Origin of the sequence: Burkholderia sp. 4NA327C6 (assembly GCF_005502655.1) — a bacterium.
Taxonomy (GTDB): Bacteria; Pseudomonadota; Gammaproteobacteria; order Burkholderiales; family Burkholderiaceae; genus Burkholderia; species Burkholderia contaminans.
Genome location: NZ_SCNZ01000015.1, coordinates 50,758 through 72,231 on the forward strand (window position 1 = coordinate 50,758; position 21,474 = coordinate 72,231).

Annotated in this window: 21 protein-coding genes; 13 read left to right on the forward strand and 8 right to left on the reverse strand. The window is 69.5% G+C overall.

All coding sequences use genetic code 11. The features are described from left to right. Positions 1–10: 10 nt before the first annotated feature. Positions 11–1,594 (reverse strand): ATP-binding protein, encoded by a 1,584-nt coding sequence (locus FFS49_RS17165; protein ID WP_105817214.1) that lies wholly within the window; start codon positions 1,592–1,594, stop codon positions 11–13. Positions 1,595–1,738: 144 nt separating this feature from the next. Between FFS49_RS17165 and FFS49_RS17170 the strand changes: the two genes are divergently transcribed. From FFS49_RS17170 to FFS49_RS17190, 5 genes are all read left to right on the forward strand, one after another. Then, a complete protein-coding gene (locus tag FFS49_RS17170; protein WP_105817215.1) occupies positions 1,739–2,932 on the forward strand; it encodes an acyl-CoA dehydrogenase family protein in 1,194 nt (397 codons plus the stop codon). A gap of 102 nt (positions 2,933–3,034) precedes the next feature. After that, positions 3,035–3,412, forward strand: coding sequence for a hypothetical protein (locus FFS49_RS17175; RefSeq protein ID WP_011356094.1), 378 nt, complete (start codon positions 3,035–3,037; stop codon positions 3,410–3,412). Positions 3,413–3,420: 8 nt separating this feature from the next. Continuing rightward, positions 3,421–3,942 carry a nuclear transport factor 2 family protein gene (locus FFS49_RS17180; protein WP_105817216.1) on the forward strand — a complete coding sequence of 174 codons (522 nt, stop codon included), beginning with the start codon at positions 3,421–3,423 and terminating at the stop codon, positions 3,940–3,942. Between the two features lie 31 nt (positions 3,943–3,973). Then, positions 3,974–5,098, forward strand: coding sequence for an amidase (locus tag FFS49_RS17185; protein ID WP_105817217.1), 1,125 nt, complete (start codon positions 3,974–3,976; stop codon positions 5,096–5,098). 59 nt (positions 5,099–5,157) lie between these two features. Further along, the gene (locus tag FFS49_RS17190; RefSeq protein WP_105817412.1) at positions 5,158–5,901 is read left to right on the forward strand and encodes an SDR family oxidoreductase; all 744 of its coding nucleotides are present in this window, start codon (positions 5,158–5,160) and stop codon (positions 5,899–5,901) included. Between the two features lie 53 nt (positions 5,902–5,954). Here the strand turns inward: FFS49_RS17190 and FFS49_RS17195 are convergent, their stop codons facing one another. Beyond that, positions 5,955–6,587 carry a response regulator gene (locus FFS49_RS17195; protein ID WP_105817218.1) on the reverse strand — a complete coding sequence of 211 codons (633 nt, stop codon included), beginning with the start codon at positions 6,585–6,587 and terminating at the stop codon, positions 5,955–5,957. Between the two features lie 351 nt (positions 6,588–6,938). On the opposite strand from FFS49_RS17195, the gene hpaC reads away from it, so the two are divergent. Then, entirely contained in the window at positions 6,939–7,484 is a 546-nt protein-coding gene (gene hpaC, locus FFS49_RS17200) for a 4-hydroxyphenylacetate 3-monooxygenase, reductase component (protein WP_039354714.1), read from the forward strand. Positions 7,485–7,504: 20 nt separating this feature from the next. Here hpaC and FFS49_RS17205 read toward each other — a convergent pair whose 3' ends face one another. Both FFS49_RS17205 and FFS49_RS17210 read right to left on the reverse strand, forming a co-directional pair. Next, entirely contained in the window at positions 7,505–8,773 is a 1,269-nt protein-coding gene (locus tag FFS49_RS17205; RefSeq protein ID WP_105817219.1) for a YbfB/YjiJ family MFS transporter, read from the reverse strand. Between the two features lie 226 nt (positions 8,774–8,999). After that, entirely contained in the window at positions 9,000–9,545 is a 546-nt protein-coding gene (locus tag FFS49_RS17210) for an alpha/beta hydrolase (protein ID WP_171026774.1), read from the reverse strand. A gap of 117 nt (positions 9,546–9,662) precedes the next feature. Here FFS49_RS17210 and FFS49_RS17215 point away from each other — a divergent pair, with 117 nt between their 5' ends. The 3 genes from FFS49_RS17215 (at position 9,663) to FFS49_RS17220 (ending at position 11,647) form a co-directional block, all read left to right on the forward strand. Beyond that, a complete protein-coding gene (locus FFS49_RS17215; RefSeq protein ID WP_105817221.1) occupies positions 9,663–10,118 on the forward strand; it encodes an Lrp/AsnC family transcriptional regulator in 456 nt (151 codons plus the stop codon). 394 nt (positions 10,119–10,512) lie between these two features. Beyond that, on the forward strand, positions 10,513–10,635 hold the full coding sequence (locus FFS49_RS42935; protein ID WP_006766865.1) for a hypothetical protein: 123 nt from the start codon (positions 10,513–10,515) through the stop codon (positions 10,633–10,635). Between the two features lie 58 nt (positions 10,636–10,693). Continuing rightward, entirely contained in the window at positions 10,694–11,647 is a 954-nt protein-coding gene (locus FFS49_RS17220; RefSeq protein WP_039354583.1) for a leucyl aminopeptidase (aminopeptidase T), read from the forward strand. 16 nt (positions 11,648–11,663) lie between these two features. Here the strand turns inward: FFS49_RS17220 and FFS49_RS17225 are convergent, their stop codons facing one another. Together FFS49_RS17225 and FFS49_RS17230 are read right to left on the reverse strand one after the other, a co-directional pair. Continuing rightward, positions 11,664–12,173, reverse strand: coding sequence for an N-acetyltransferase (locus FFS49_RS17225; protein ID WP_105817222.1), 510 nt, complete (start codon positions 12,171–12,173; stop codon positions 11,664–11,666). A 55-nt stretch (positions 12,174–12,228) separates the two neighbouring features. Further along, entirely contained in the window at positions 12,229–13,260 is a 1,032-nt protein-coding gene (locus tag FFS49_RS17230) for an AraC family transcriptional regulator (protein ID WP_105817223.1), read from the reverse strand. Between the two features lie 327 nt (positions 13,261–13,587). Between FFS49_RS17230 and FFS49_RS17235 the strand changes: the two genes are divergently transcribed. The 4 genes from FFS49_RS17235 to FFS49_RS17250 all read left to right on the forward strand — a co-directional run bounded on the left by FFS49_RS17235 (position 13,588) and on the right by FFS49_RS17250 (position 18,766). Then, positions 13,588–15,303, forward strand: coding sequence for a choline dehydrogenase (locus FFS49_RS17235; protein ID WP_105817224.1), 1,716 nt, complete (start codon positions 13,588–13,590; stop codon positions 15,301–15,303). Then, positions 15,290–17,740 carry an alpha/beta hydrolase fold domain-containing protein gene (locus tag FFS49_RS17240; RefSeq protein WP_105817225.1) on the forward strand — a complete coding sequence of 817 codons (2,451 nt, stop codon included), beginning with the start codon at positions 15,290–15,292 and terminating at the stop codon, positions 17,738–17,740. Before FFS49_RS17235 ends, FFS49_RS17240 begins: the two co-directional genes overlap by 14 nt. A 367-nt stretch (positions 17,741–18,107) precedes the next feature. Further along, complete coding sequence (locus tag FFS49_RS17245) at positions 18,108–18,440, forward strand: type II toxin-antitoxin system RelE/ParE family toxin (protein WP_105817226.1); 333 nt, start codon at positions 18,108–18,110, stop codon at positions 18,438–18,440. Further along, the gene (locus FFS49_RS17250; RefSeq protein ID WP_039354565.1) at positions 18,437–18,766 is read left to right on the forward strand and encodes a transcriptional regulator; all 330 of its coding nucleotides are present in this window, start codon (positions 18,437–18,439) and stop codon (positions 18,764–18,766) included. The genes FFS49_RS17245 and FFS49_RS17250 overlap by 4 nt, the downstream gene beginning before the upstream one ends. 16 nt (positions 18,767–18,782) lie before the next feature. On the opposite strand, the gene FFS49_RS17255 is transcribed toward FFS49_RS17250, so the two are convergent. Continuing rightward, positions 18,783–20,801 carry an LssY C-terminal domain-containing protein gene (locus FFS49_RS17255; RefSeq protein ID WP_105817227.1) on the reverse strand — a complete coding sequence of 673 codons (2,019 nt, stop codon included), beginning with the start codon at positions 20,799–20,801 and terminating at the stop codon, positions 18,783–18,785. A 102-nt stretch (positions 20,802–20,903) separates the two neighbouring features. Next, complete coding sequence (locus tag FFS49_RS17260; protein ID WP_039354559.1) at positions 20,904–21,356, reverse strand: hypothetical protein; 453 nt, start codon at positions 21,354–21,356, stop codon at positions 20,904–20,906. Positions 21,357–21,474 lie beyond the last annotated feature (118 nt).

Genomic DNA, 21,474 nt, shown 5'->3' on the forward strand with positions numbered 1-21,474 from the left:
GGCCGCGGCATCAAGCATTTCCCCGCGACGACGCGTCCGCCTGAGCCTTCATCCCGGCGAGCGGCAGCGTCACGCGGCAGTCGAGGCCGCCGCCATCGGCCGGGCTCGCAGCGATCCGGCCGCCGTGGCGCGTGACGATGCTCTTGCACAGCGACAGCCCGATGCCGTTCCCGCCGGCCTTCGACGACGAGAAACCGTCGAACAGCCGGTCGTGCGCATCGGCCGCGATCCCCGGGCCGTTGTCGATCGCGCGCAGCTCGGCATCTCCGCCGACGTTCGCGGTGCCGAGCGTCAGCATGCGCGGCACACGCTCGCAACCGGCGAACGCCTCGATCGCATTGAACGCGAGATTCAGGATCACCTGCCCGATCAGCACGCGCTCGCAGCGGATCGGCAGCGGCTCGCCGGCCTGCACGATCGTGACCGTCACGCCGGCTTCCTTCGCGCGCAGCTCGATGAAATACGCGACGTCCGCGAGGATGTCGCGCAGGTCGGCGAGCGCGACGACCGGCTCGCGCTTCACGATGAACTCGCGCACGCTCTTGATGATCAGCGCCGCATGCTCGGCCTGCCGGTCCGCGCTGCGCAGCCCCCAGATCGCGTCGTCGATCGCGCCGCGCCCGTCCAGCCGCTGCACCGCGCCTTCGATGAAATTGCGCACGGCCGCGAGCGGCTGGCTCAGCTCGTGCGCGATCACGCTCGCCATCTCGCCCATCGCGTTGTAACGGCCCGCGTGTTCGAGCATGCGCGCTTCCGCGCGGCGCGCCTCCTCGATCGCGACTTCGTCGCTCACGTCGCGGAACTGCACGAGCAGCCCGTCGAGATCGTCCTCGATCGCGACCTGCCGGCACAGGATGCGCAGCCAGCACGGCGAGCCGTCGCGCCGCACGATCCGGTAGCGCTGCGGCGCGGACGGATACGCGGACGGCGCATCGCGCAGTTGCGCGACGAGCCGGTCGCGGTCGGCCTCGGAGCAGTAGTCGAGCACCTCGCCGAGCGCTTCGTCGGGCGCGAGGCCGAGCACGCGGCGGCCCGACTCGCTGATGAACTGCACACCGCCGTGCGGCGTGACGACCGCGATGCCTTCGTCGAGGTCCTGCATGAATTCGCGCAGCCGCGCCTCGTAGCGGCGCAGTTGCTGCCGCACCGCCTCTTCCGCGCTGATGTCGCGGAACTGCACCATCACGACGTCGCGCCCGCGCAGCGGCACGTAGGTAGCGGTCGCCTCGGACAGCATGTCGACGCCCGTGCGCGACCGGTAGCACCACTCGTACACCTGCGGCCCGTCGACGAGCGCGCGGTCCCACGCGCTCACGGCGATCTCGCGCTGGTATTTCGGTTCGGGGCGCGTCATGTCCGGCGCCTTCAGCGGCAGCAGTTCCTCGACGGAAAAGCCGAGCGCGATGCACGCGGCACGGTTCGCCCACACGATCGCCTTGGTGTGCGCGTCGTGCAGCAGCACGCAGGTCGTCAGCGCGTCGAGCAACCGGTGGAAATCGTCTTCGTCGGGAAAACTCATGATCGGCTTCGGATGAGGCCGCGCGGCATCGCGCGGCCGGAAACCCAACATAGCACCGGCGCGCGCCGCCCGCATCTGAAGATTTCTTTAGTGCAGCACGGAACGTCACCAGTCGCACGGCCCAACGCACCAATTGCTGCGCGTTTTCGGCGTTCCTAGACTGGTTGCATCGTCGTGACCATCCCGCATTCGAACCCCAATCCGCCCCAGGAGACAGCCATGCCCCACGCCGCCCTCGCCCTCGACACCGCACCGAGCGCTCCCCACGCGGCCGGCGAACCGGCCGCCCGGCTGTCGCCGCTCGACGCCGTGATCGAGACGGTCGCCGCGCGCCGCGAAGAATTCGACCGCCTGTCGCACGTGCCGCGCGACGTGATCGCCTTGTTCAAGGAGGCCGGCATCTATCGCGCGGGCACGCCGCGCCGCTTCGGCGGCGATGCGCTCGCGCCCGCCGCGTTCCTCGAAATGATCGAACGGATCGCGACCGCCGACGGCTCGGCCGCGTGGGTCGCGAGCTTCGGCTCCGCGAACGTGTATCTCGCCGCGCTGCCGCTCGACACCCAGGCCGAACTGTATGCGAGCGGCCCCGACCAGGTGTTCGCGGGCGGCCTGTTCCCGGTGCAGCCGGCCCGGCCCGCAGCGGGCGGCTGGCGCGTGAACGGCACGTGGAAATTCGCGAGCGGCTGCAAGGGGGCCGACTGGCTCGGCGTCGGCATCGCCGTGCCGGGTGCGCAGGACGCCGCGCCGAACAAGCCGCGCACGGCCGTGTTCCGTGCCGCCGAAGTCGAGATCGTCGAGAACTGGAGCGTGGTCGGCATGCAGGGCACCGGCAGCCACGACCTGCGCGTGGACGACCGCTTCGTGCCCGAAGCATGGACCTTCGTGCGCGGCGGCGAGCCGACCGTCGACGAGCCGCTGTACCGCTATCCGACCGTCGCGTATGCGGCGCAGGTGCTGGCCGTCGTGAACCTCGGCCTCGCACGCGCGGCGCTCGACGTCGTGAACCGGATGTCGGGCGGCCGGCAGACGACGACGGGCGCACCGCGCCTCGCCGATCGCGCGTACTACCGCATCGAACTCGCGAAGGCCGAAGCGCAACTGCGCTCGGCGCGCGCGTTCTTCTACGACGCAACCGACGGCGTGTGGCAATCGATCCTCGCCGGCAACCCGGTGATGCCCGACCAGGTCAGCCTGCTGCGGCTCGCGGCCACGCAGATCGCACGCGAAGGCGCGAGCGTCGTCGAACGCGCGTACCGCCTCGGCGGCACGGCGGCGATCTATCGCACGCACCCGCTGCAGCGGCTGCTGCGCGATGCGATGGTCGTCACGCAGCACGCGTTCCTCGGCGAAGGCAACTTCGACGGCGCCGGCGCGGTGTTCACCGGCGTCACGCCGTTCCCCGGCTACCTGTAACCCGCGTCCGTCGGAAGCCTTTTTGAACACGCATGACGCCGATGCCGAAGCACCTTCGCCGGCCGGCTCGTCCCCTCAACTGTTTCCTCTGGAGAACCTCAGATGTCCGATTCGAATCCGCTGCCGCTGCGCGTCCTGTTCTGCTGCGGCGTGTCGCAAAACTTCTTCGACCTGCCGCGCGAGAAAATCGGCGAGGTGTGGCAGGCGTACGGCGCGATGCTCGCCGCCGTCGAAGCGATGCCCGGCGTGCGCGTGCTCGGCGTGATGGATGACGACCGCCTCGTGGTCGGCCAGGCCGACGGCGCGCCGTGGACCTTCTACATCATGGCCGACGTCGCCGACTTCGACACGACGGTCGCCGTGTGCAACCTGTATCGCACGACGCCGGTCGGCGAATACAACCTGTGGCGCTACGGCAAGATCGAAGCGCGCGTCGGCCGTGCGCTGACGGTGCCGCCGGCCGCGAAGCCGGCGGCGTGAGGCGCGCGATGACCGCCCCGTCTCCCGGCCTGATCGATGCGCTCGCGCAGCGCCTGGCGGCGCTCGACGCCGAGCGCGCGGTGCGCGCGACGATCACGCGCTACATGGCGCTGTGCGACGTGCCCGAGGATGCCGGCGACGGCCCCGCGCTCGCCGGGCTGTTCACGCCCGATGCCGTGTGGGAAGGCATCGGCCCGCAGTATGCGCGCAAGTTCGGCTGCCTCGAAGGCACGGCCGCGATCGTCGCGATGCTGGGCCGCTACCTGCCGCCCGATCCGCATTTCGCGGCGAACCTGCACTTCCTGACCTCCGAGTCGATCGAGATCGGCGCCGGCAACGCGAGCGCGCGCGGCCGCTGGATCATGCTGCAGGCGTCGCGCTACGCGGACGGCTCGGCCGAACTGATCGCCGCGCGGCTGACCGTCGATTTCGCGCCGGCCGGCGACGGCTCCGCGTGGCTGATCCGCCATTTCCGCACCGAACGCGTGCTCGACGGCCCCTGGCCGCTCGCCGCCGCGCCACGGTCCTGATGCTTTCCAACGCTTGCTCACGATACCGACCATGACAGGCTTCATCGACACCTTCACGCTCGGCGGCCCCGGCCCCACGATCGCGATCAAGGACACGATCGACATCGCAGGCTATCCGACCCGCGCGGCGAGCCGGGCGCTCGCCGACGCCCCGCCGGCCGTGCAACACGCGGACGTCGTCCGCCTGCTGCTCGACGCGGGCTGGCAGATCGCCGGCAAGGCGAACATGCACGAGCTTGCATTCGGCATGACCGGCATCAACGACTACACGGGCACGCCGGTCAATCCGCAGGACGCGACGCGCATTCCGGGCGGCTCGTCGAGCGGCTCCGCTTCGCTCGTCGGACTCGGCATGGTCGATGCGGCGCTCGGCACCGACACGGGCGGCTCGATCCGCGGGCCGGCTGCCTGCTGCGGCGTGGCCGGACTGAAGCCGACGTTCGGCCGCGTGTCGCGGCGCGGCGTCGCGCCCGCCGAAACGACGCTCGATTGCGTCGGGCCGTTCGCCCGCGATATCCGCACGCTGGTTGCGGTAATGGCCGCGATCGCGCCGGGTTTCGATCGTGCACAAGCGGCGGCCTCGGCGGCAGGCTGTACGGTGGCGCACGTCACGGTCGATGCCGACCCGGCCATCGCCGCCGCGCTCGACGCGGCCGTACGCGCGTCGGGCCTGCACGCGCACGCGGTCGTGCTCGACGAAATGCCGGCTTCATTCGTCGCAGGGCTCACCGTGATCAATGCGGAAACGTCGCGCGCGTTCGGCCATCTCGTCGAAACCGGCAAGCTCGGCACCGACCTCGATGCACGATTGCGTGCGGCCGCAACGACCACGCCTGCGGCTTTGAAAGAAGCCGAAGCCGTGCGCGCACGCTTCACCGCACAGGTCGACGCCGCGCTCGAACATGCGGACGTGCTTGTGCTGCCGACGCTGCCGGCGCTGCCGATCACGCTGCAGCAGGCGCGCGATGGCGTATCGGTGATCGCGATGTCGTCGCTGATCCGGCCGTTCAACCTGAGCGGCCATCCGGCACTCAGCCTGCCGCTGCCGCTCGCCGGTTCGCCGCTGAAGGCCGGCCTGCAAATCATCGGCCGCAGGGGGGCGGACGAACATGTCTGCGCGATTGCGGCACACTTCGAAGCGGCACTCGCCTCATGAACCACGATGCGGGCGCGACATCGACGGATGCGCGCGCGCGAACCAGGGAAACACGCACCATGTCAGACCGAGTCGTCCTCGTCACCGGCGCCGCGCGCGGGCTCGGCGCCGTCATCGCCGAACGTTTTCATGCGGCCGGCTACCGCGTCGCGCTGGCCGATATCGCCGCCAATGCCATTCAGACGCACGCACGCGAACTCGACCCGAGCGGCGAACGCGCGATCGCGCTGCCGCTCGACGTCACGTCGAAACGCGATTTCGAAGCCGCGCGCGATGCGCTCGTCGCGCGCTGGGGCACGATCGACGTGCTCGTGAACAACGCGGGCGCATCGAAGGTCGTCCCCGCGATGGAGATCACGGCCGAGCAGTTCGACCAGGTGATCGACGTGAACCTGCGCAGCGTGCTGTTCGGTTGCCAGGTGTTCGGCCAGTACTTCGCGACACGCGGCGCGGGCCGCATCGTCAACATCGCGTCGCTCGCCGGGCAGAACGGCGGCTCGGCGACGGGCGCGCACTACGCGGCCGCCAAGGGCGGCACGCTGACGCTCACCAAGGTGTTCGCGCGCGATCTCGCTGCCCGGGGCGTGACCGTCAACGCGATCTCGCCGGGCCCGCTCGACTTGCCGATCGTGTATGAAAGCGTCGCGCCGGAGAAGCTGCGTCAGGTGCTCGCGAGCCTGCCGGGCGGCAAGCTCGGCTCGGCCGGCTTCGTTGCGGATGCGGCCGTGCTGCTCGCGTCGGGCGACGCGCATTTCGCGAACGGCGCATGCTGGGACATTAACGGCGGGTTGTACATGCGCTGAGCGCTGAGCGCCGTGCATTGCGTGCGGCGCGTCGCCGAAGCTCCGGCGACGCGCTAACGCGACGCTTCCCTGTCGTCGCCCCACACGACCATCACGTCGCGCACGAGCGCGGCGATCGACGTCGCGCCGAGCTTCTCCTTGATGCTCGCGCGATGCACGTCGACGGTCTTCACGCTGATCGACAGATCCGACGCGATCTGCTTGCTGCCCTTGCCGTCCACCACGCCGCGCAGCACTTCCTTCTCGCGCGCGGTCAGCGCATCCAGCCGCTGGCGCAGTTCGCGGTGACGCTGGCCCACCGCATGCCGCTGCTGCGCGAGCCGCAGCGCGCGTTGCACGCGCTCGAGCATCTGCTGCGAGTTGTACGGCTTCTCGACGAAATCGATCGCGCCGTTCTGCAGCGCGCGCACGGACATCGGGATATCGCCGTGCCCGCTGACGAAGATCACCGGCAGCGTCGCGCCACGCGCGTTCAGTTCCGCCTGCACGTCGAAGCCGCTCTTCTCCGGCATCCGCACGTCGAGCACCAGGCAGGCGGGCAGGTTCACGTCGAAGCGCGCGAGGAAATCGGTGGCGTTCGCGAACCCTTCGGACGCGATGCCGACCGATTCGAGCAGCCACGCGAGCGACGTCCGCATGCCGTTGTCGTCGTCGACGATGTATACGATCGGTGCGGGTGACGTCATCGCGGGTGTCTCATTGAATATCAGTATCGGTATCGCACGCGCCGCATACGGGGCCGGTTCCGGCTCGTCGCGCGCGTCGTTCGCTGGGGGTGTGCGGCACATCATAACGAGCCGAAAACCCGCTGAAAACCCCTTCACGTGCCGCATGAACGTGCAATCTCCGATATTTTCGCGCGGTGCGGCGCGCATCTAGGTAGAACCTTTAGACGCGTTGGCGAGAACGCCATCTCCATCGTCAATCGTGCGAATGGTCGCCGGCATTTTCGCGTCGTACGCTTGGATCATCGTCGGCGATCCGCGCTGCACCGGCAGCGCCACGCGATCGCCGCATTCGTCCAACCAGGAGCGCCCATGTCTTCCACGACCGATATCCAGCGACCGGCACGCGTCGAACCGACCGACGCACAGAAGGCCTTCCGGCAAGCGATGGCCCACCTCGGTGCGGCCGTCAACGTGATCACCACCGCCGGGCCGCACGGCCGCTGCGGCATCACCGCGAGCGCCGTGTGCTCCGTCACCGACACGCCGCCGACGCTGCTCGTGTGCCTGAACCGGTCGAGCGCGATGCGTGCGACGTTCGAACGCAACCGCCACGTCTGCATCAACGTGCTGCCAGCCGAACACGAGCAGCTCGCGCGGCATTTCGCGGGGCTCACCGACCTGCCGATGGAGCGGCGCTTCGACCTGCCCGTGTGGGATCGCGGCGAGCAGGACGTGCCCGTGCTGCGCGACGCGCTCGCGAGCCTGCAGGGCACGATCGCCGACATGAAGGAAGTCGGCTCGCATTCGGTGATGTTCATCGAGGCGACGTCGATCCGCGTGCGCGACGACGGCGACAGCCTGATCTACTTCAGCCGTGCGTTCCATCGCGTGTCGCGCACCGCGTGCGTGCGGTGAATGCCGCCTCTCGCGCGTGATTACGCGGCGGCACGCAACGCGCGCTGCCCGGCCGCGAGCGCGGCGCCCGCGAACAGCGTCAGCGCCGAGTACACGAGCCCGCGCGCGAGCCCTGCACTGTCCGACACCCAGCCGATCGCGACCGGCCCGGCGATCTGCCCGAATGCGAAGACCGTCGTGAACGCGCTGATCCCCTTCGCCCAGCCGTCGGGCGGCAGGTTGTGGCGCACGAAGGCCGTCGTCGACGCGACGGCCGACAGGAACGTCGCGCCGAACAGCACGCCCGACGCGAACGCGGCCACCGGATGCACGAACATCGCCGGCATCAGCGTCGCGATGCCGAGCAGCGCGTTGAGCACGGCAAGCGCCTGGCCGCCGCGCATCCGGTCGAGCAGCCCCGACCACAGCCGCGCCGACACGACGGTCGCGACGCCGAGCATCACGTAGAACGCGGCGACCACCGTGCCGCTCATTCCCGCGCCGCGCAGCAGCGCGACGATGAAGGTCATGTAGCCGATATAGCCGACGCCGAACAGGCCGTAACCGGCCAGCGCGAGTGCGAAGCGCGCGGGGCTCGCGGTCGCGGCGGGCGCCGCACCGTCCCGCGGTACGGTCGGAGCCGCATGCACGCGCTCGATGCGGCGTGCAGCCGACACGGCCACCGCCGAGAACAGCACGCACGCGAACGCGAGCGCGAACCACGCGGGCTGCCAGCCATGCACACCGCGTGAGAGTGTCGCCGGCACGAGCAGCGACGCGGCGACGATGCCCCATCCGGTGCCGCCGTAGTAGAGGCCGAGCAGCAAACCCGCGTCGCGCGGCGATGCAGATGCGAGCCGCGCGGCCAGCACGCCGCCGCTGATGAAGATCAGCGCGCTGCCGACGCCGGTCGCGAGCCGCTGCACGAGCAGCGCGTGCATGCCGGACGTGAGCCCGCACGCGGCCATCAGCAACGCGGTCAGCACGCACCCGGCCGCGAGCAGCGAGCCGGCTCGCCAGCGCCGCGACAGCAACGGAAACGCGAGGGCACCGACCAGGTAGCCGGCCGCGTTCGCCGTGTTCAGCGCGCCGGCCTGCGCGAACGTCCAGCCGAGATCGGCCTTCATCGGCGGCAGCAGCAGCGCATACGAAAAACGCGCGAGGCCGAGCGCGATCGCGCTGCCGAGCGACAGGCAGATCGCGAGCCGCCACGCGGCGATGCGATCGGGGTCACGGTCCGGGTAGGTGCTGGTCGCGCCGGTGCCCGGCCGCGACGGGCCGGCATGTTCCGGTTGCGGCGCTGCGCGCATCGCGTGTCTCCTGTGTCGTTCGAAGCCGCGACGCGTCGTGACGGCGGAACCGGTGTTCCGCACGCGGCGATCCCGACTGTCGAGGCTTCCGATTCTGTCGGACGATCATACTTGAGCCGTCGCGGGCCGGCATGCGTGGCCAACAGGAACCCGGCCGCAGCAGCCGGATCGTCCATGCCTCGCCAGCCGCGAGCCGTCGCGCGAGCAGGTCGGCAATTTGCCCGCGCTACCGCCGCAATCCGGCCATAAAAGCGGTCAACAGCGCGCGTCCCTCGGGCCATTCCCCCAATCCCGCTTCCGTATTGAGATGGCCGCGCGCGCCGAGCAGCAACGGCGTCGCGCCACGCTCGCTCGCCCACGCAATACCGCGCCCGGACGGGTCGTACCCGTCGTCCGAACTGGCGATCGCCAGCACCGGCGCGTCACCGAAATCGCCGCCCGGTACATCCGCGAACGCCCTGGCCGCAACCGGAAAACGCGGGCCACCCGGATCGGGCACCGCCACGAGCCACACACCGCGCACGACGCGCGTCGACGCCGCACGCCAGTGCGCGAACAGCAGGCAACCCAGCGAATGACAGATCAACACCGGCGGCGTCGCGGCTTGCGCAACGGCTTCATCGAGCGCCGCCATCCAGTCGCGCAGGTCGGGCGCATCCCATGACGCCGGCGCCATGCGCACGGCGCCCGGCAGCGCGGCCTCCCAGTGGCTCTGCCAATGATCCGGTCCCGAGTTGCCGATCCCCGGCACGATCACGATCGTCTGGTCCATCTCCGTCTCCATGAATAAGCGAGCTCGCAGTCTGGCTTGCCGGCAACCGGCCGGGAATGGCAAATCATCGGATATTGAGACAATATGCCGATGAATTAACGGAACGGGAAAGCGGACATGTCGAACGGAGAGCTCGATCGCCTGGATCTGTCGATCCTCGAGGCGCTGCAGGAAAACGCGCGGATGCCGCTGTCCGAAGTGGGGCGCCGTATCGGCCTGTCGCAGCCGGCCACGTCGGAGCGCGTCAAGCGCCTCGAAGAGCGCGGCATCATCGCGGGCTATGGCGCGCGGATCGACCCGGCCGCGCTGGGGTTGGGGATGATGGCCATCATCCGGTTGAAGACGACGCACGAACACATCAAGCCGGCGCTGCGCGCGTTCGCGGAAATGCCGCACGTCATCGAGGTCCACCGGATGACCGGCGAGGATTGCTTCCTGCTGAAGGTCCTGGTGCCGACACCGGGACAACTGGAAACCATCATCGATGCGATTGCCAGCTTCGGCGCGGTCACGACGTCGCTGGTGCTGCGGTCCGAGCCGGCCAAGCCGCTCGGCAAGGCGCTGCTCGGTTGACACGGGCGTCGAGCCGCCGACGCGCCGCCGATGATCGACGACACGTTCACGCGCATGCACGGTCGCGGCGAACGCCTTCGATCACGATGATCGCGGCGATTGAATTCCCGATGAAAAATCGCCGGATGCAATGCATCGATCGAGATTCGATTTCATTGAAAAAATGACATCGAATCCGTCATTCGCTTTATCCCTGTATTACGGCACGTGATCCACAAATCCGCCGTGTTTAGCACGTCTCGGCTAAAAACCTTGCAACGCATTGCTTTCGCAAATTCGTCAGACTAATATCAACGCCACTCGCCGCGTATTCACGAAATGCGTGATGAGGAGTGGCAACTTTTTAGCCGCGCTTTCATGTTGAATCACTCATGTTCACCACAGGAGAATTGACATGCAGGACACTCAGCAGATCGAATTGCTTGACTGGATGCAGGAAGACACGCACCCCGAGGCCGTCGACATGATGGTCGAGGACGCCGTGGTGCCGTTCGGCACCGCGCTCTGGCCGGTCTGAGCGGGCCACCCGTTCTCGCGGAAGGGCTGCGGCCCTTCCGCCGTTTCCGGAGACACGCATGCTGAACCTGCACCGCGCACTGGGCTTCCACCCCGCGCTGCGCGACAAGCTGGCGCGCGGCGAGTCGGGAAAACTGCTGGTCGGCCATGACACCCGCAACCGCGACATCGCGTTGCGCGCGTTTTCCGCCCTGCCCGATTCGCTCGACGCGACCACACTCTGCCTCGAAAGCACCCCACCCGCCGACATTGCCGCCGCGCTCGATCGTGCCGATCTGTTCGTGCTGCTGTACGACTCGTCGTGCCTGCCCACGCCGTCGCCGAGCGGGCCGCCGTTCCTCGCCGCGATCCGCCCTGCGATCGTCGAGCACTGGAGCAAGTCGGTGCTGTTCAAGGATTACGGACCGCATCTCGACGAGGCGTTCGCCGAATCGCTCGACGACATCGCGGCGCGCAACGGCCGGCTGATCGACGCGGCCGCGCACGCCTCGCAGATCCGCTTCATCGACGAAGCCGGCAACACGCTGACGGGCTCGCTCGCGCCGGACCAGAAATGGACGAGCGTGGACGGAATGGGCAACCTCGACGTCGTGCCCGGCGAGATCGCGACGCACGTCACCGACCTCAACGGCTCGGTCGTCTTCAGCGGCACGTTTCTCGGCACCGTGCCGTTCGCGATCAAGTACAAGGTGGCCGAGCAGCTCGCCACGCTGCGGGTCGAGAACAGTACGATCGTCGGGTTCGACACCGGCAACGAAGGCTTCCGGCGCGACTTCTCGACTTATCTCGACCGGCATCCGAATCACCGGCGGATCGAGGAATTCGGCATCGGCACGAACCTCGGGATTCGCGGGCTGTACGGCCGCAATGCGGGGTTCGAGGAACGCCATCCGGGCCTGCACCTCGGGCTCGGCGGCGGCGAAAACGGCAGCCACCATCTCGACCTGATCTTCGCGCGCGGCACGCTCGCGCTCGACGAGCGGATCGTGTTCGACGGCGCGTTCGCCGTCTGACGAAACAGCTGCGCGCTCAGCCTTCGGCGGCCTGCGGGTCGCCGAGCCACTTGTACATGACCAGGCTGTCGACGAAGCCGAGCCGCGCGTGACGATACGCACGCGGCAGGCGCCCGACGATTTCAAATCCCAGCTTCTGCCACAGCGCGACCGCCACCTCGTTCGTCGACACCACCGAGTTGAACTGCATCGCGAGGAAGCCGCGCTCGCGCGCGACCTGCTGCGAGTGCTCGCACATCAGGCGCGCGACGCCACGGCCGCGCGCGGCCTCGCTCACCATGTAGCCGCAGTTGCTCACGTGATTGCCGGGGCCGCCTGCGTTCGCCTTCAGGCAGTACGAACCCAGGACCACGCCGTCCTCTTCGGCGATCCACGTGCAGAGCGGCGCATCGAGCCACAATGCGCGCGCCGCTTCCTGTGTGGGCGCAGGATCGAATGCGTAGGTTTCCTGAGCAGCGACGATGGCGCGATAGGTCGGCCAGAAGCGCGGAAAATCGTCGTCGGTCATCGGGCGAATCGTGATCATGCGGGCTCTCTCGTGATTGGACTGTCGGCAGGAATGCCAGCGATCGTACCGTGATTCAGGAACGGCCGCTGCCTCGTTGCGCCGCGCTGCGATATGCGCCCGGCGGCACGCCGTACCAGCGCTTGAACGCCTGCGAGAAGCTCGACAGGTCGCTGAAGCCGAGCCGCTCCGCCACTTCGGCGAGCGACAGGCGCGCGTCGCCGAGCAACGTCTCGGCCATCGCGCCGCGCGCCTGCGCGAGCAACGCCCGGAACGTCGTGCCCTCCTCGTGCAGCCGGCGCTTGAGCGTGCGCGGGCTCGTGTTCATCAGCCGCGCCATGTCCTCGAGCGAGAACGGCGCGGGGCCGGGCGTCGCGCTCAGGTACTGGCGCACCATCTCCGACGTGCCCACGCGCGCACGCCGTGCTTCGAGCAACTGGCCGCACATCTGTTCGCACATCGACACCGTCAGCGGATTCGCGTGCGGCAGCAGCCGGTCGAGAAACACGCGGTCGAAAGCGAGGCTGTTCGCACGCGCCGAAAAGACCGGCTCGACGCCGGCGATGCGCGGCACCGCCATGGCGGGCGTACGCGCCGCCTGCACCGTGAAGCGCGACAACGCGAATGTGTCGTCGCCGATTTCCTGCAGCAGCACGGCCGCGGCCGCCATGTCGCGCTCGACGAGGAACCGGCTCAGCGGGCCATCGAGTTCCGGCGCGCCGAAACCGAGCTCGCACGTGCCGTCTTCCTCGCGGTAGGTGATCACCGTGAACGCATAGGTAAGCGGCAGGAAGCGCAGCGCCAGCGCGAGCGCGTCGCGTGCGGTCGCGCTGGCAATCAGCCCGTAGCCCCACACCCCGTACGCGGAGAAGTGATAGCGCTGGCCGACCTCGAACCCGAGGCCCGGCGCGCGCCCGAGCGCGCGCAGCAGGTTGCCGGTCAGCCGCAATTCCTGCGCGGCCGTCACCTCGACTTTCGGATCGTCGAGCTGCGCGTCGGCGAGCCCGGTGCCGGCCAGCAGCGTCGTGTGCGGCACGCCACGTTCGTCGCCGAAATCGACCAGCAGCCGGGCACTGGCCGGACTCCGGGTGAAATCCCAGAAGCTCATGCGGAGAAACCCTCGAAGCGCCGATTTGGCCCAAATACTAAAACAATTGTCCCGAAGCAGCATTGGTGTTTTCCCATGCGGCCAGCACCATCGGCGTCATCCAGTCGTCGCCCGAACGACGCCATCGCCCTCCGGAGGAGACACCATGCGACCGAGTCGCCCGACCGCTCCCGCAGCCCGCTTCACATGCCGGCGCGCCGAATTCACCACGTTTGCCGCGTTCGCCCGCGCCCCCGCGCCGCCACGCACGCCCCGCCCGGCGCACACCGGCCGCCCGTGCACGCTGCCGCGCCCCGCTTGATCCATCGACCCTCGGAGGACGAATCCATGAGCAAGACTTTCGACTACATCGTCGTGGGCGGCGGTTCGGGCGGCAGCGTCGTCGCCGGGCGGCTGACCGAGGACCCGGCCGTGACCGTCTGCGTGCTCGAGGCCGGCGGCCGCGGCGACGGCACGCTCGTCAACGTGCCGACCGGCGCGGTCGCGATGATGCCGACCCGCATCAGCAACTGGGCCTTCGACACGGTGCCGCAGCCTGGCCTCGGCGGGCGCATCGGCTACCAGCCGCGTGGCAAGGTGCTGGGCGGTTCGTCGGCCATCAACGCGATGGTCTATATCCGCGGCCATCGCGTCGACTACGACGGCTGGGCCGCGCTCGGCAACGAAGGCTGGCGCTACGACGACGTCCTGCCGTACTTCCGCCTGAGCGAGCACAACGAGCGCTTCGACGATGCGTGGCACGGCCGCGACGGCCCGCTGTGGGTGAGCGACCTGCGCACCGGCAACCCGTTCCATGCACGCTACCTCGAAGCCGCGCAGCAGGCCGGCCTGCCGCTCACCGACGATTTCAACGGCGCGCAGCAGGAAGGCATCGGCATCTACCAGGTCACGCAGAAGCACGGCGAACGGTGGAGCGCGGCGCGTGCGTACCTGCTGCCGCACGTCGGCCGCCGCGACAACCTGACGGTCGAGACGCACGCGCAGGTGCTGCGCATCCTGTTCGACGGCACGCGTGCGATCGGCGTCGAGGTGCGGCAGCGCGGCGAGGTCCGCACGCTGCGCGCGCGGCGTGAAGTCGTGCTCGCGGCCGGCGCCCTGCAAACACCGCAGTTGCTGATGCTGTCGGGTGTCGGCCCGGGCCGCGCGCTCCAGCAACAGGGCATCGCCGTGCACGCCGACCTGCCCGGCGTCGGCCGCAACCTGCAGGATCATCCGGATTTCATCTTCGGCTACCGCACGCGCAGCGTCGACACGATGGGCGTATCCGTGGGCGGCGGCCTGCGCATGCTGCGCGAGCTGGTGCGTTTTCGCCGCGAACGGCGCGGGATGCTGACGTCGAATTTCGCGGAAGGCGGCGGCTTCCTGAAGACGCGCGCCGAGCTCGACGCGCCGGACATCCAGTTGCACTTCGTCGTCGCGCTCGTCGACAATCACGCGCGCAAGCTGCACGCCGGCCACGGGCTGTCGTGCCACGTGTGCCTGCTGCGCCCGCGCAGCCGCGGCTCGGTCACGCTGAGCAGCGCCGATCCGCTCGCGCCGCCGCGCATCGATCCCGCGTTCTTCGACGACCCGCGCGACCTCGACGACATGGTCGCGGGCTTCCGCCTCACACGCCGGCTGATGGAAGCGCCGGCACTCGCCGGCTGGACCACGCGCGACCTGTTCACCGCGAACGTCGACACCGACGACGAAATCCGCGACGTGCTGCGGCAGCGTACCGACACCGTGTATCACCCGGTCGGCACGTGCCGGATGGGGCACGACGCGCTCGCCGTCGTCGATCCGCAACTGCGCGTGCACGGCCTGCAGGGACTGCGCATCGTCGATGCGTCGGTGATGCCGACACTCATCGGCGGCAACACCAATGCGCCGACGATCATGATCGCCGAGAAGGCCGTCGACCTGATCCGCGGCGTGTGCCGCACGTCGGTACAGCCGCAAGACGAAACCGTCAGGACAGCGACGGATCGCGACACCGCTCCTGCCGTGCGTGCCGCGCACGATGCCATCCAGCACGAGGAAACCCGCCATGTTGTCGCCTGATACCGCTTGCGCCGCCGACTCCGCCGCCCCGCTCGCGGCGATCATCATCGGTGCCGGCTTCGCCGGCATCGGCATGGCGATCGCGCTGCAACGCGCCGGCATCCACGACTTCACGATCGTCGAACGCTCGCACGATGTCGGCGGCGTGTGGCGCGACAACCGCTACCCGGGCGCCGCCTGCGACGTGCCCTCGCACCTGTACTCGTTTTCGTTCGAGCCCAATGCTGCGTGGTCGCGCGTGTTCGCGCCGCAGCCCGAAATCCATGCGTACCTGCAGCATTGCGCGCGCAAGTACGGGCTCGCACGCTACCTGCGTTTCGGCGCCGAGGTCGCGCACGCCCGCTACGACGAAGCCGCCGCGCTGTGGCGCGTCACGCTCGCCGACGGCACGACGCTCAGCGCCGCCGTGCTCGTCAGCGGCACCGGGCAGTTGAGCCGCCCCGCGATGCCCGACCTGCCCGGCATCGACACGTTTCGCGGCCGCGCGTTCCACTCCGCGCACTGGGATCACGACTATTCGCTTACGGGCAAGCGCGTGGCGGTCGTGGGCACTGGTGCGTCGGCAATCCAGTTCGTCCCGGCGATCGCGGGCGACGTGAAGCAGCTGGTCGTATTCCAGCGTTCGCCGGCCTATGTGATGCCGCGCCCAGACCGCGCGTACCGCCCGTGGGAGAAAGCGCTGTTCCGCCGGTTGCCGTGGGCGATGAAGCTGCATCGCGCCTCGATCTACCTGCGCTACGAATCGCGCGCGATCGCGTTCACGCGCCTGCACACGTTGATGAAGATCGCGGTCGGCCGGCCGTTCCACGCGCTGCTCGCACGCGACGTGCCGGACCCCGCGTTGCGCGCGCGGCTCACCCCCGACTACCCGATCGGCTGCAAGCGCATCCTGCTGTCGAGCGACTACCTTGCCGCGATGAGCCGCGACAACGTCGAACTCGTCACGCAGCCGATCCGGCGCGTGACGGAGGACGGCATCGAGACCGCCGACGGCGTGCACCATCCGGTCGACGCGATCGTGTACGGCACGGGGTTCGCGGCGACCGAGTTCCTGTCGCCGATGCGCATCACGGGCCGTGACGGGCTCGACCTGAACGACGCGTGGCGGCGCGGTGCGCAGGCGTATCTCGGGCTCACCGTGCCCGGCTTTCCGAACTTCTTCATGCTGTACGGCCCGAACACCAACCTCGGCCACAACTCGATCGTGTACATGCTCGAAAGCCAGATCGCACACGTGATGCGCTGCCTGCGTGCAATGCGGCGCGACGGTGCGCGCGAGATCGACGTCGACGCGCGCCGCTACCGGCGCTTCAACGTGCATGTGCAGCAACGGCTCGAAGGTTCGGTGTGGAACAGCTGCAAGAGCTGGTACGTCGATGCGTCGGGTCACAACAGCACGAACTGGCCGGGCTTCACGCTGACCTACCGGTGGATCACGCGCTTCACCGGGATGTCCGCTTACCGCTTCACGCATCCGCTGCCCGGGTCGGTCGCACCGGCGCGCGACGTGGTGATCGCGCCGCCCGCCGGCCGGCTGGAGGCCCTCACGGCCGCCTCGCTGCGCGGCTTCCTGCGGGTGGCCTTCCGGCCGCTGATCGGGCCGCCGTTCGGCGCGCGCATGCAGCGTCGCGTCGTTGCGCTGCTGTCGCCGCTGATGCCGGGCACGAGCGGCACGCTGCGCTACCGCACGTCCGTGCACCGCGTGCCGGTCGAAGTCGTGGCGCCGAAACGCGGCGACACGGGCGGCGCGATCCTCTATCTGCACGGCGGCGCATTCTGTCTCGGCGGCCCGCACACGCATCGCGGCGTGACGACGCGGCTCGCGAACGAGGCCGGCCTGCCGGTGTGGGTGCCCGATTACCGGCTCGCGCCCGAGCATCCGCGCCCGGCCGCGCTCGACGATGCACTGGCCGTCTACGATGCCATGCGCGCGCAGGGCCATGCGCCGCACCGGATCGTGATCGCCGGCGATTCGGCCGGCGGTGCGCTGGCGCTGGCACTGGCCATCGCGCTGCGCGAGCGCGGCGAGCCGGCTGCCGCCGCGCTGCTGCTGATCTCGCCCGTGACCGATCCCGCGCTCGGCGGCGCGACGCTGGCTACGCGCCGTCACGACGATCCGATGATCCGCCGCGGCTGGCTCGAACAGGGGCTGCGCTGGTATCACGGCGCCCGTACGGTAGCGGCCCGCGGCCCGCTCGACACCGACCTGCGGGGCCTGCCGCCGATGCTCGTCCAGGCCGGCGACCAGGAGGTCCTGCTGTCGGATGCGCAGCGGCTGGCCCGTCATGCGCAGGCCTGCGGCGTGCCGTGCCGGCTGGAGATTCATGCGGCGCGCTGGCATGTGTTTCATCTGCAGGCGTTTTACCTGCGGTCGGCGCGCGATGCGTTGCGGACGCTGGCGGGGTTTGCGGCGCAGCGGGTGGCGGCGACGGCGTAACGATGAAGCAGTAACGTCAGGAGGCCTGTCGGCTCGCCAGGCGCGACGCGCCGGCACCGACAAGCTTGTTGTTCATGTTGTTCCCCATGCACCCCACCCACCGCGCGTGCCCGTCACCGCGCCATTGACCTTGGCCATCCGGCCGAATCGTCTCCCCGCGCCCCGGATGAAAGAATGACTTTCGTCCGGGAAGCCGGCTTCGCGGCCTGAAATCCCGCACTCCGAAGGCACCGTATGCGCAGCAACGCGCATGCGGTGTTGCGTGTTGCCCCGCCTCGACAATGCGCGCACGCCCCGCGCACACCACCCGGCAGCTCGCACGGCCACGCCATTTACCACGCTTCCTTTTTGTAGCTTATAAGTTACAATGCTCTCCAAGTTCGAACTTCTTCGCTACCAGCGCGACGATGGTCGCGAGCCTTTCACCGAATGGTTGAACGCCGTGCGCGACAAGCTTGCGCAGGCACGGATTCGCGAACGCCTGCGCCGCGTGCAGACAGGCAACTTCGGCGATTGCGAGTCTGTCGGCGAAGGCGTGATCGAACTGCGCGTCCACGTCGGCGCCGGCTATCGCGTGTATTTCGGGCGGTACGGCGGCGCACTGGTGCTGTTGCTGTCAGGTGGCGACAAAAGCAGTCAGCCCGACGACGTCAGGCGCGCCAAGGAACACTGGTCGAACTGGAAACGGAGGCAAACATGACCAAGCTCAAAGGTGCGGTATCGCACCACGACGCGGAAGTCGCCGAACTCGGCGCCGACCGCGAACTCGCGGTGGCCTATCTGCGCGTCGCGATGGAGTCGCTCGACGATCCCGACAACCGCGCGGCCGGCCTGCTCGCGCTGCGTACCGTCGCGGAAGCGTACGGCGGGCTCGGCGCCGTCGCGGCCGAAGCCGGCATCAGCCGCGAATCGCTGTATCGCACCCTTTCCCCGAACGGCAACCCGACACTGAAAACCCTGCTCGCGGTGCTCAAGACCGTCGGCCTGCGCCTGTCCGTCGTCCCCGCGCAGCCGGTGCACGCCTGAGCGGCACACCGCCCACTCACGGCCGAACCATCCACACCAGCAGCATCTCCGCCGGCGCGTTCGTCATCCCAGCCGGCGGATGCTCGATCGCCGGCTCGACCGCCAGCGCCTTCGCAATCGTCGCCGCATCGTCGACCGTCGTCGTGCGTACGGTCGTCATCAGCCGCGCCGGGCGGTGCAGCGTTTCGCGATACAGCGCGCCGTACCACAACGGCCGCATGCCGAGCGCATCCTGCAGTACGTACGGGTAACGCCACAGCCGCAGCACGAGGCGGCTTTCCGGCTGCGCCGGATCGAAGCGGACGAACACGCGGCGCGTGCTTTCGCCGTACGTATAGCGCGGCAGCACCGGCAGCGCATCGGCCGGCGCCTGCGGCAGCAGCCAGCGCAGCGCGGTGGCCGGCGACCACGGCGTCGCGCGCTGCCAGCCGGCCTGCGCGAGATGCCGGTCGAGCGTGTCCGACGTCGCGCTCCATTGCAGCGGCAGATATTCCTCGCGGTCGCCGCCGATCTCGGTGCGCCGCACCGGCACGCGCTGCCACCCGCCGCGCAGCCACTGGTCGACGGTCATCGCGACCACGTCGCCGACATGCGGGCGCGCCGCGCGGTCGAGCTGCCATTGCGCGGGCACCGTCCATACGCCGGCCGTCGCGAGCACCACCATCACCGCGACGAGCGCGCCCCTAGGCTGCACGTGCTCGCGCACGCGCCAGTACGCATAAGCGCCGGCCAGCAGCGCAAACCAGGCGAGCCCGAGGCTCCAGCCGCCCAGCAGGCCCGACAGCCACGTGTCGCCCACATACAGCCGCGCAAAGCCGCCGAGCACGATCCACAACACCACCGCCGTCACGACCGGGATCCGCCACCGCGCGGGCCGGTCGCGCGCGAGCACCCAGCCGAGGCCGCTGCTCGCGAGAATCGCGAACGCCGCTTCGGCATCGGGCAGCGGCACGTGCAGCGCACCGGGCGGCAGGCTCGCGGGCGTCGCACCGGGTGGGCCCGCGCCGAACACCGGCACGAGCACGACGGCAACGCCGACCGTCACGAGCCACCACGCGGCCGTCAGCCAGCAGCGATGGATCAACAGCCAGACGAGAAACGCGGCCGCGACGATCAGCCCCGTATCGTGCCCGTGCAGCACGGCAAGCGCGCGCATCGTGGCATCCACCGGTGGCGTGCGCAGGTTCTGCAGGAACGCATACAGCGCGATGTCCGCGTGCATCAGCGGATCGTTCGCGACGACATCCTGCACGAGGCCCGCGAACAGCCACACGCAGCCGATGAACAGCAGCGCAAGCACCGGCACCGCGCCCGGCAGGCCGCGCACGTAAGCGATCGCGTCGTGCAGCCGCGCGCCGAACCGCGGCCAGCGGCGCGCGCAGGCGTGCACGCCTTCGACGAGCGCACGGCGCAGCAGCGGCCAGCCGCGCCGCAATGCGACGCGCACGCCGATCCACACGAGCGCGACCAGCGCCGCGACGACCAGCAGGATCACGGCGACCCGCACGCTGATCGCCGCGGCCAGCGCGGCCGACGCCCCGAACAGGATGCCCGGCGCGACGTGCACGGGCGCCCAGATGAGCGCCGAGACGACGTTGACCGGATAGAACGACCGGCGCGGCAGCGTCGCGCAGCCAACGACGACCGGCACGACCGCGCGCACCGGCGCAAGAAAACGCGCGAGCACGATGCTCTTCATGCCATGGCGCAGCACGAACTCCTCGCCGCGCGCGAAGGCGGCCGCATAGCCGAAGCGCGCCCATGCGTTGCGGATCACGCCGCGATAGTGCCGCCCGAGTTCGTAGCTGATCCCGTCGCCGATCACGGCGCCGACCGCCGCGACACCGATGGTCGTCCAGCCGTCGAGCGCGCCCGCGCCGATCAGCGCACCAGCCGCGAACATCACGGCGCCGGCCGGCACGACCGTGCCGATCAACGCGATCGCCTCCGCGCAGGCCGCCACGAACACGATCGCGAGCACGAGCAGCGGATGTGCGCCGATCGCGCCGATCCACGCGTGGATCGTGTCGCTCATCGCACGCGCCTCGGCGAAGCGCCCCGGTGTGCGTACACCAGGTCGGCGGCGGCATCGTGAATGTTCATCGGGCGGTGCGCGCGGTCGCGCCGGCGTGGCGGGTCAATCGAACTCGTGCTGCCGCGCGTCGGCCTCGAGCGGCGCGTCGTGGTAGCCGACCGTTGCGATCTCCTGCAGATAGCGCGCGAGAAACGCGCCGATCGAGCCGGCGGCCTCGTACTGATGCACGTGGCGGAATTCGTGGGTCAGCAGGCGGCGCGTGTCCTGCCCGCGCAGCACATACACCGCATGGCCGAGCGTGAGCCCGATCGTCCCCGGCGCCAGGAGCCCCGTGTCGCGGGCGATCGCGGCGAGCGACGGCACCTCGGGGAACGGCATGCGGTCGACGATCACCACGCGGATCCGCTCCGGCTGCGCGACGCCCACCGTGCGCGCATCGTCGGCTTGCCCGGGCGTCAGCGGCGCACCCTGCGCGATCCCGCGCGCCGCCTCGGCTTCGGCCCACGCGACGGCTGCGGGCAGTGCGGACGGCAGGATATCGGCAAGATCGATCATCACGGGGCTCCCGGGGACGGTTGGTGTGGCATCGGGCACCAGTTTAGTCCCGAAACGTGGAGGTTCGCGGGGCGGCTCGCGACGCGACGCGCCGCCCTTTCCAGGTCTCGAGAATATT